The organism is Psychrobacter faecalis (assembly GCF_016107575.1).
Classification (GTDB): domain Bacteria; phylum Pseudomonadota; class Gammaproteobacteria; order Pseudomonadales; family Moraxellaceae; genus Psychrobacter; species Psychrobacter faecalis.
This window is the reverse complement of the sequence record NZ_JABAST010000084.1, coordinates 1-887: the sequence shown is the minus strand read 5'-3', so window position 1 is coordinate 887 and position 887 is coordinate 1. Positions and strand designations below refer to the sequence as shown.

The window sequence follows — 887 nt, the reverse complement described above, 5'->3', positions numbered from 1 at the left end:
TTGACATACTCCCGCCACTTTCGACAAGCTCAAGCGGGGGATTCTAAAAGCAAAAGCTCTTAGGCGACTTTCTCACGACCGTCGCAAGTTTTCTGCTTCAACGGGCGACCTTTACTGCATCTTCCCTCGACAGACAAAACGGCATGTCCTGCCGCAAGAATATTACGAGCTGCATTAACATCTGCATTCGCAATATAACCACATTCAACGCACTCAAATTTTGCTTGGGTACGTCTATTTTCTTTTGCAACATGCTTGCATTCAAAGCAGGTTTGGCTTGTATAACGCGGGTTTACTTTAATCAGTAACCCGCCTTGCCATTGCTGTTTATACTCAAGCATAGTCAGCGCCATCGACCAACCCTGATCAAGAATTGATTTGTTCAATCCTGACTTGGCTTTGACATTGCGACCTTTATTTTCAAGAGTCCCGCTTGCAGATCCTGACATATTAACTACTTTTAAATCCTCACAGACAATCATGGCGTGGTTTTTGCTGATGTCAGTGCTGATTTTATGCAAGTAGTCATGGCGAATATTGGCAATGTGATGGTGAAGCTTTTGGATTTTACGGTTTTGCTTTTTCCAATTTTGGCTAAATAAGACCTTACGACTTAATTGGCGCTGTAGCTTTGCTAGTTTGCCTTGATTGGCTTTAAAGCTGCTCTTAGGTTTAAAGCACTGACCGTTTGAGCCGGTAACTAATTTACTGACACCTAAATCAATACCAATGGCGGTTTTAGAAGGGTGAATTGGGTTCTGTTCCAACTCTCGCTCAGTGCCAAACGACACGTACCAATGACCGGATTTCTTGCTGATGGTGACGTTTTTAATTATCCCAAGAATGTCTTGAGATTTTCTAAACTTTACAAAACCTACACCATTCGG

The 887-nt window shown here is 42.6% G+C and carries 1 protein-coding gene; it reads right to left on the bottom strand.

All coding sequences use genetic code 11. From position 1 onward, the window contains the following. Nucleotides 1-59: 59 nt before the first annotated feature. Nucleotides 60-887, bottom strand: an 828-nt coding sequence (locus JFC07_RS13015; protein ID WP_198329223.1) for an RNA-guided endonuclease InsQ/TnpB family protein, incomplete at its 5' end; no start/stop codon positions are given.